This window comes from Isoptericola sp. NPDC060257, from assembly GCF_042726645.1.
GTDB lineage: Bacteria > Actinomycetota > Actinomycetes > Actinomycetales > Cellulomonadaceae > Isoptericola > Isoptericola nanjingensis.
The window spans coordinates 1-7,345 of the sequence record NZ_JBHXAW010000227.1 but is presented as its reverse complement, the minus strand read 5'-3'; the positions used below and the strand labels follow the sequence as shown (position 1 = coordinate 7,345).

Annotated in this window: 5 protein-coding genes; all 5 read right to left on the bottom strand. The window is 75.8% G+C overall.

Translation table 11 applies throughout. The features are described from left to right. Window positions 1-87: 87 nt before the first annotated feature. A complete protein-coding gene (locus ACFWEK_RS16420; RefSeq protein ID WP_430546936.1) occupies window positions 88-591 on the bottom strand; it encodes an acyl-CoA thioesterase in 504 nt (167 codons plus the stop codon). A 54-nt stretch (window positions 592-645) separates the two neighbouring features. Continuing rightward, complete coding sequence (locus ACFWEK_RS16415; RefSeq protein WP_430554723.1) at window positions 646-2,385, bottom strand: GTPase; 1,740 nt, start codon at window positions 2,383-2,385, stop codon at window positions 646-648. Beyond that, window positions 2,382-4,382 (bottom strand): dynamin family protein, encoded by a 2,001-nt coding sequence (locus ACFWEK_RS16410; protein WP_430554722.1) that lies wholly within the window; start codon window positions 4,380-4,382, stop codon window positions 2,382-2,384. Before ACFWEK_RS16410 ends, ACFWEK_RS16415 begins: the two co-directional genes overlap by 4 nt. A gap of 109 nt (window positions 4,383-4,491) precedes the next feature. Then, window positions 4,492-5,460 carry a phosphotransferase gene (locus ACFWEK_RS16405; RefSeq protein ID WP_430554721.1) on the bottom strand — a complete coding sequence of 323 codons (969 nt, stop codon included), beginning with the start codon at window positions 5,458-5,460 and terminating at the stop codon, window positions 4,492-4,494. 128 nt (window positions 5,461-5,588) lie between these two features. Next, window positions 5,589-7,271 carry an energy-dependent translational throttle protein EttA gene (ettA, locus tag ACFWEK_RS16400; protein ID WP_430554720.1) on the bottom strand — a complete coding sequence of 561 codons (1,683 nt, stop codon included), beginning with the start codon at window positions 7,269-7,271 and terminating at the stop codon, window positions 5,589-5,591. Between the last annotated feature and the right edge of the window lie 74 nt (window positions 7,272-7,345).

The following is a 7,345-nucleotide window of genomic DNA, read 5'->3' as shown; positions in this document are numbered from 1 at the left end:
GTGGTGGACCAGTCCACCACCTCGGCGATCCCCGTCCTCCCTCGGCGCGATCCGCACCACCTCGGCAGGACCGGTACCACCTCGCGGTCAGCCGCGGCGGCGGAAGGCCACCGGCTCCTCGAGGTAGGCCTCCCAGGCCGCGCGCTCGTCGTCGGCGATGCGCCGCGGGGCGCCGGACGCGGCGTCGACGACGACGATCGTCGTCGCGGCCTTGACGTACGCCTTGCCGCCGGACGCCGGACCGGTGCGGTCGAACCCGCCGGGGACGCCGTCGTGCACCTCGTAGCAGACCTCGAGGCTCGCGCCCCCGATCGCGCCGATCCACATCTCGACCCGGACCGGGGTGCGGGAGAAGGCGAGCGGCCGCAGGTACTCGATCTGCTGCCCGGCCACCAGCGTGTGCGACGTGGCGTGCGGGCCGGTGTCGAGGACCGCGGTGGGCCACTCCTCGCCGTCCGCGGCCTCCGGGTGCCGCCAGAACGCCGTGATGCGCGCGTCCTCCAGGAGGCGCAGCATCGCGACGTTGTTGACGTGCTGGTAGGCGTCGAGGTCCGACCAGCGCAGGGGGACGGGCACGTGCAGACGGGTCATGGTCCGCATCGTCGCACGGCGTCGCCTCCCGGACGGCATCGCCCGGGACCGGCGTCAGCCGGCCGCGATCGCCGCCGCGGCGCGGCAGCGGGCGAGGGCGGCGAGCTCGTCCCCCACCGGCACGCGCACCAGCCGGTCCGCGACGCCCGAGACGGACTCCCGCAGCCGGCGGCGCACGCGCGACGCACGGCGACGCGCGCCCCACGCCGTGAAGGCCCGCGAGACGAGCGCGAGCAGCAGCCCCGCGACGAGCCCCCCGATCGCCAGCAGGGTGGGCCACGGCACCTCGAGCACCCCGCCACCCGAGGCGGTGAGGTCCACGGTGAGCACCGGCAGGATCAGCGACGGCAGCCGGAAGTACTCGACCGCCGCGGCGGCGCCGAGCCACAGCAGGCCCACGACCGCGGCCGCGAGGAGCACCCACTGCACGGCGCCCACCGCCGCCCACCAGCGCGGCCGGCGCGCCGCCTCCAGCCGGGTGCCGACGACCGCCTGGTCGAGGTCCCCGGGCATCCGGTCGATCGCGTCCTGCGCCCGGGCGCGCGCCACCAGCACCCACGGGTCGGGCGCACCCTCGGTCACCTCGTCGACGTACCGGCGCACCGCCGACGCCGACGCCGCGCGCACGGCGGGACGCGTCGTCGGGAGGGAGCTGCGCACCAGGTCGGGTCGCTCGGGTCCCGTCGCGGTTCCCGACCTGTCCGTCGACGTACCGTCGGGGCCGCGCCGGAGCCCGAGCCGCCGCAGCGGGTCGCGCTTGAGCCGCGACACCCACCGGGTGACCGGCCAGCCCGTGGCGAGGTGGGCGTCCCGGCGGTGCGCGGCCGCCACCGCGTCGGCGACCGTCGGCACCCCGGCGGCGGCCTCGAGCGCGTCCACCAGCGCGTCGGCCGCCCGCTCCCCCGCGCGCGACGCCGGGCTGGACCCGCACGCGTCCGCGATGCGCTGGGCCGCGGCACGGGCGTCCGCGGCGAGCCGGGCGGTCGCCGCCTCGCGGCGCGCCGCGGCCTCCGCGAGCAGCCCCTTGAGCTGGTCGATCCCCCGCCCCGTCGCGGCCGACACGGCCAGCACCCGCGCACCGTCGAGACCGTCCGCTGCGACCAGCCGGCGCAGGTCGGCGAGCATCGCGTCGGTCTCGGCGTCGGACAGCCGGTCCGCCTGGTTGAGCACCACGACGACGACCTCCGACCGGCCCGCCAGCCGTCGCAGGTACCGCTCGTGCAGCGCCGCGTCGGCGTACTTCTGCGGGTCCACGACCCACACCAGCAGGTCGGCCCGCTCCACCAGCCGCTCGGCCCGCACCCGGTGCTCCACGACGACCGAGTCGTGGTCGGGCAGGTCGAGCAGGACCAGGCCGGTCGAGATCCCCGCCGGGCCGCTCCTCCCCCGCAGCCGGGCCAGCCCTCGCCGCGGGCGCGCCGCACCGGGGTCGTCGCCCGGGTCGTCGTCCGCCGGCGTCGGCATCTCCTGACGCCGACGGACCTCCAGCCAGTCGAGCAGCGGCCCGGCGCCGTCGCCCCAGACCGCCGCGACGGCGTGGGACGTCGTGGGACGGCGCACCCCGACGGTCGCGATCTCCGCGCCCGCGACGGCGTTGAGCACGCTCGACTTGCCGGAGCCGGTGGCGCCCGCGAGCGCCACGACCGTGTGCTCCGCGGAGAGCCCGCCGCGCTCACGGGCCCGCTTGACGACGGCGCGCGCGTCGTCGAGCAGCTCGCGGTCGAGGCGGCCGCTCGACGCGACGACGGCGGTCTCCAGCGCCGCGGTCCGGTCCGCGAGGTCGATCCGGCTCACCGGTCGCCCTCCTCGCGCCGGGACCGGCGGCGCGACCACCAGCCGCCCCGCCGGGCGGGGGCCGCCTCCTCGGCGGCGGGCGGTTCGCCGGGGACCGCCGGGGCCTCCGGCGGTCGGAACGTGCCGGCGCCGCGCAGCAGCCCGCCGCTCCACGGTCGGGTGACGCCCTCGGTCGGGACGGACCGGGCCGCCCGCTCGGCGCGGGCGGCCGCGGCGACCCGGTGGGCGGCGTCCCGGACGCCGCCGGCCCCGGTCGCCTGCGTGCCGAGCGCGTCGAGCTGCGCCGTGTACCGGGCCGCCTGCCCGCGCAGCACCGCGTCGACGCGGCCGTTCAGCCGCTCCTTGGCCTGGGCCGCGAGCCGGCGCACGGCCTCGTCGCCGAACACCGCCTCGAGCAGCTTCTGCGCGACGATCGCCGTGCCGCCGGCGATACCGATCTCGGCGCCCGTCAGACCGGCGGTCGACGCGAAGACGATGACCATGAGGCTCACGCCGAGCGCGTTCACCCCGAAGGAGACCGCCCGGGCGGTACCGCGCCGCGACTCGCCCTGCTCGCGCACCAGCGCCAGCACGTCCTCCTGCCAGCCGCGGATCTGCTCCGCCACCTCGGTGCGCAGCGCCGCCGGGACGCGCGCCAGGTCGAGGCCCTCCAGGAGCGCCGCGCCCGCGCCGTCGCTGCGCCAGGCCGCGAACGTGCGCTCGGCAGCTTGCTCCGCCGCGTCGAGGATCACCGACTCCAGCCCGTGCGCGATGGCCTGCTCCACCTGCGGCGCCTCCTTCGGCCGGCCGCGGAAGAAGCGCGCGACCGCGTCCCGCACGCGCCCCACGCCCGCCTCGACGGACCGGAAGAACTCACCCGTCCCGACGAAGTCCTGCCAGCGGGCGAGCACCTCGCCGCGCAGGAGCGCGCCGTCGGACGTCGCCGCCTCGACCTGCTCCAACGCCTCCGCGTGGTACCGCCGGGCGGCGTCGCGCAGCCGGGCGTCGGCCACCTCCTGCCCGTCCGCGGTCTCCGCGAGGGCGACCGCGCGGCGCACGAGGTCGTCCACCACGCCGTCGCGGGTGGCGGCGATGACCCGTGCCCGCGCCTCGGGGTCGCCGCCCAGCCCCGACAGCCACGTGGCGACCTCCGCGACGGCGGCCTCCGGCAGCAGCCCGTCCACGAGCGCCCCGGGTCCCTGCTCGGCGGCCTCGCCGAGCACGAAGACGTGGGCGTCGCCCAGCCCGTGCTCCACCGTCATGCGACGCAGGTCGTCGGCCACGACCTCCGCCCCCGGGTCCACGCGGTCGAGGACGATCGCGACCTGCGCCCGCCGGCGGGCGGCCTGGCTCAGCAGGTCCCACGGCACGGCGTCCGCGTACCGTGCCGCGGTCGTGACGAAGAGCCACAGGTCGGCGGCCCCCAGCAGCTGCGCGGACAGCTCGCGGTTGGCCGCCTCCACGGAGTCGATGTCGGGGGCGTCGAGCAGGGCGAGCCCCTGCGGCAGCGCCTCGCTCGCGACCAGCCGCAGCGCAGCGGCCCCCTCCGCCCCGGACCCGTCAGACGCACCCGCCGCCCCGGTGGGCCGGGTCTCTGACAGACGGCCCGACGACGTCACGCGCGCCAGCCCGGGCAGCACCCGGTCGGTGGTGAACCAGCGCGCGTCGAGGGGGTGGTGCACGAGGACGGGCGCGCGGGTGGTGGGACGCAGCACCCCCGGCGCGGACACCGGCTCCCCGAGCAGCGAGTTGACCAGGGTGGACTTCCCCGCGCCGGTCGATCCGCCGACGACGACGAGCAGCGGCGCGCGTTCCGCCCGCAGCCTCGGCAGCAGGTAGTCGTCGAGCTGGTCGACGGCCTGGTGCAGGTCGGCCCGCGCCGCACCCACCCCGGGCGTCTCCAGCGGCAGGCGCAGGGCACCGAGCCGGGCACGCAACGTCTCGAGCGCGTCGACCAGCCCCCGGGCCGCCGCCTCGTCCCGCGGGTCGGGGGCGGCGGGCGTGTCCGGGTCGGTCATGTACCCAGTCTGCCCATCAGGGACGATCCGTGCAGAGCCGACCTGTGAGATGGCGCGCCCGGGTCGGGTGCAGCCGCTCGCGCCGTCCTGACATCTTCCGCCCGGAGCCTCAGGCCAGACGACGGCGCAGCCACGCGACGCACGCCTCGCCCTGGGCACGCTGGAACGCCCGCAGGTGCGGGATGCCGGGGACCGGCGGCTGCAGCGACGAGTGCACGAAGTACCCGGTGAGCGCGACGAGGTAGGCCGTCACCGCGTCCTCGTCGGTCCCCGCCGGCAGCGGGCGGAGCCGTAGCGCCTCCTCCGGCGCCGGCCCGCCCTCCACCTGCACGGCCGGCAGCATGCCCACCAGGTCGCAGAACGCCGCACCCCGGCCCGGGTACGCCCAGTCGACGGCGACCGCCCGGACCCGGGCCGCTCCGCGGCCCGATCCTCCGCCGACCAGCAGCGCGTTGTCGCCGCGCAGGTCGCCATGGACGAGCCGGTTCCCGGCGACGGCCGCCGGCGCCTCGAGCTCGAGCGTCGCGAGCCGGTCCAGATGCTGCCCGAGCCACGGGTCGTACGACGCGAGGCCATCCGGCCGCTCCGCCGCGAGCCGCCCGGTGAGACGCGCGGGCAGCTCGGCGGCGAACTCGGGGAGCACCCCCGCGCCGACCTCGTGCGTCCCCACCTCGACCGCGAGGTCGAGCACGGCACGCAGCTCCTCCTCGCGCCAGGGCTGCACCGGCGCGCGCCCGTCGACGGCGTCGTAGGCGAGCACGACCCACTCGGGCCTCTCGGCGACGCCGACCTCGGCGAGCCACCGCAGGCGCGGCGCGGGCACGCCGTCGCCCAGCCGGGCAGCGCGCTCCGCCTCCTGGCGGTACAGGCCCACCGTGAAGGAGTGCTCCGGACCGACCGCCTTGACGAACACGTCGCCGCGGTCGGTGCGCAGCGTGGACGCCAGCCCTTGGGAGTACCCGCCGTCGTGGCTGGTCCACCCCGTCACCGGTGCCCCGAGCCGCGCCTCGATCCCCGCGCGCACGGCGGCGGGCAGGTCGGGCCAGACGGGGCGGGTGCGGGTGGTCGTCGCGGTCATCGCAGGAGTATCGCCGACGAGCGGTCCCGTGCCCACGCATTTCCCCGGACGCAGGACACCCCCGGCACCGCGGGGGGCCGGGGGCGTCGTGCTGCCGTGCTGGCTGTGCGGGCTCGGGGCCCGCGCGCTCAGTCGCGCGTGAGCTTGCGGTACGTCACGCGGTGCGGGCGCGCGGCGTCGGCGCCCAGGCGCTCGACCTTGTTCTCCTCGTACGAGGCGAAGTTGCCCTCGAACCAGTACCAGTTCGCCGGGTCCTCCTCCGTGCCCTCGTACGCGAGGATGTGCGTCGCGACCCGGTCGAGGAACCACCGGTCGTGGGAGACCACGACGGCGCAGCCGGGGAACTCGAGCAGCGCGTTCTCCAGCGAGCCGAGGGTCTCGACGTCGAGGTCGTTGGTGGGCTCGTCGAGGAGCAGCAGGTTGCCGCCCTGCTTGAGGGTCAGCGCCAGGTTGAGGCGGTTGCGCTCACCACCGGACAGCACGCCCGCGGGCTTCTGCTGGTCCGGGCCCTTGAAGCCGAACGACGCCACGTACGCGCGCGAGGGGATCTCGACGTTGCCGACCTTGATGAAGTCGAGCCCGTCGGAGACGACCTCCCACAGCGTCTTCTTCGGGTCGATGCCGCCGCGCGACTGGTCGACGTAGGAGATCTTGACGGTCTCACCGACCTTGAGGTCGCCGCCGTCGAGCGGCTCCAGGCCGACGATCGTCTTGAACAGCGTGGTCTTGCCGACGCCGTTCGGGCCGATGACGCCGACGATGCCGTTGCGCGGCAGCGTGAAGCTCAGGCCGTCGATGAGCTGGCGGCCGTCGAAGCCCTTCTGCAGGTTGCTGGCCTCGAGGACCACGCTGCCCAGGCGCGGGCCCGCGGGGATCTGGATCTCCTCGAAGTCGAGCTTCCGCGTCCGCTCCGCCTCCGCAGCCATCTCCTCGTAGCGGGCCAGGCGCGCCTTCGACTTCGTCTGGCGCCCCTTCGCGTTGGAGCGCACCCACTCGAGCTCGTCCTTGAGGCGCTTGGCGAGCTTGGCGTCCTTCTTGCCCTGCACCTCGAGGCGGGCCTGCTTCTTCTCCAGGTAGGTGGAGTAGTTGCCCTCGTACGGGTAGAGGCGGCCGCGGTCGACCTCGCAGATCCACTCCGCGACGTGGTCGAGGAAGTACCGGTCGTGGGTGACGGCGAGGACGGCGCCCGGGTAGGTGGCCAGGTGCTGCTCGAGCCACAGCACCGACTCGGCGTCGAGGTGGTTGGTGGGCTCGTCGAGCAGCAGCAGGTCGGGCTTCTCCAGCAGCAGCTTGCACAGCGCCACGCGGCGGCGCTCACCACCGGAGAGCACCTTCACGTCGGCGTCCGGCGGCGGGCAGCGCAGGGCGTCCATCGCCTGCTCGAGCTGGGAGTCGAGGTCCCACGCGTCGGCGGCGTCGATGTCCTCCTGCAGCGTGCCCATCTCGGCCAGCAGGCTGTCGAAGTCGGCGTCGGGCTCCGCCATGAGGGCGGAGATCTCGTTGAAGCGGTCGATCTTCGCCTTGAGCGGGCCGACCGCCTCCTCGACGTTGCCGAGCACGGTCTTGTCCTCGTTGAGCGGCGGCTCCTGCAGGAGGATGCCGACCGTGTACCCCGGGGAGAGCCGCGCCTCGCCGTTGGACGGCTGCTCGAGGCCCGCCATGATCTTGAGGATCGTCGACTTCCCGGCACCGTTGGGGCCGACGACGCCGATCTTGGCGCCGGGCAGGAAGTTCAGCGAGACGTCGTCGAGGATGACCTTGTCGCCGTGCGCCTTGCGCGCCTTGCGCATGGTGTAGATGAACTCAGCCAAGAGAAACCGTCCGGCAGTCGAAGTGTGTATCGCAGCAAAGGCCCCGCGTCATGCGGCTCCACCGCGTCAGGGCA